Source organism: Bradyrhizobium retamae (assembly GCF_001440415.1).
GTDB classification, from domain to species: Bacteria; Pseudomonadota; Alphaproteobacteria; order Rhizobiales; family Xanthobacteraceae; genus Bradyrhizobium; species Bradyrhizobium retamae.
On sequence record NZ_LLYA01000125.1, the window covers coordinates 1 to 1,354 of the forward strand.

2 protein-coding genes are annotated in these 1,354 nt (G+C 62.0%); one reads left to right on the forward strand and one right to left on the reverse strand.

Annotation, left to right across the window (positions count from 1 at the left end):
- The coding region (locus tag CQ13_RS43030; protein ID WP_197427245.1) for a transposase at positions 1–481 on the reverse strand (481 nt) is incomplete at its 3' end.
- Between the two features lie 185 nt (positions 482–666).
- Between CQ13_RS43030 and CQ13_RS43035 the strand changes: the two genes are divergently transcribed.
- A complete protein-coding gene (locus CQ13_RS43035) occupies positions 667–873 on the forward strand; it encodes a hypothetical protein (protein WP_156433695.1) in 207 nt (68 codons plus the stop codon).
- Positions 874–1,354 lie beyond the last annotated feature (481 nt).

A 1,354-nucleotide genomic window follows, 5' to 3' on the forward strand; every position in this document is an offset into this window, starting at 1 on the left:
TGCGATCATAGCTCATCGCCTTGTGCTTGGACGCGTTCGCCTTGATCTTGGTGCCATCGAGCGCAACGTGCCCGAGCTTCACCAACCCGGCCTTCTCGGCCAGCTTCAACACCTGCGCGAACAGGTCGGCCAGCGCCTTCAGGTGCCGCCGCCGGAACTCTGAGATCGTGCGGAAGTCCGGCGCATCGCCCGCCACGATCATCATGAAATCCGCCCGCTCCACCGCCGCCCTGGCGATCCGCCGCGACGAGTAGATACCGCTCGCGTAGCCGTGCAGAAGCAGCGCCGTCAGCATCCGAGGATCGAACGGCGGCTGCCCCAGCCCGCTTCGGTAGCTGCCTATGATCGCCGATAGATCAAGGCTTTCCCTGACCAGCGACACGATCAGCCGCGAAACGTGGTCCCTCGGCACATAATCCTGCACGCTCGGCGGCAGAAGCTGGGCCTCGTCGATCTTCCAGGGGCGAAATTCCTTGCTCATGGCTGCGCAAGGAATCAGACTCGCTCCCTCTTGACCAGTCACTACTCAGACAGGCTCCTAGCTTAGCGGATGATGGCGAGATTTTCCGCGGCATGGTCCTTGCGGCGGCTGCGTCCTCTTCGAACAGAACTTCGAGACCCAGTGCAGGTTGTTGTCGTTGCCCCAGTGGCCGCTCGAGCAGCTTCTTGGCAGACAGCAGACTGGAGGGCCAGAAAGTATCGGACCGTGTGCTTGGCAGCCTTGTCGGCGTTGGCGCGCCAACTGTCGATGCGGTCGACGGCGCCGTTAGCAGGGAAACCGTATTGCTTTGCCAACTGTGGTGCCGGCGCGACGATGGCCGGCTGGCGGTCGACGCGGCCGTGAGCGATGGTCCTTCGCGGGCTCGCTCGTGATGGCTTTCGGGGGTGTCGGGCAGCGCCTCGACGGCCTTGAAGAGCCGGCCGAGATTGCTCTTGATGGCCAACATGTACTGGCCCTTCTGGTCGCGAATGGCCGTATCGGGTCGGCGGTGCAAGGCGTCGGATGATCTGAACGGCGAGAGCATGCAGCGAACCCGCAAACCCAGCCGAAAGGCCTGAAGTGGCGCTGTGGACATGCCGCTGCGCCTGGACACGCAAGCGCGTTGACCACATACCACAGCAGAATACCAGCAAAAAAAATCGTCGTGCTCTGGCGGCGTCCGCCTTGTGTAGTTTGGTCGTCTTTCTGAGCATGTGACCTTAAGGTACGCATCCGACGACGGCCGCGCAACGATTACGCGCGCGCATAGACGGTCTGGGTTATGATGGTCGCTAGCCGGTTGAGACGTTCAGGTTGCGACGGACCGCTGATCAGAGGTTTTTTTCGACCGCGCGTAGCCTTTTCCATTCCCAG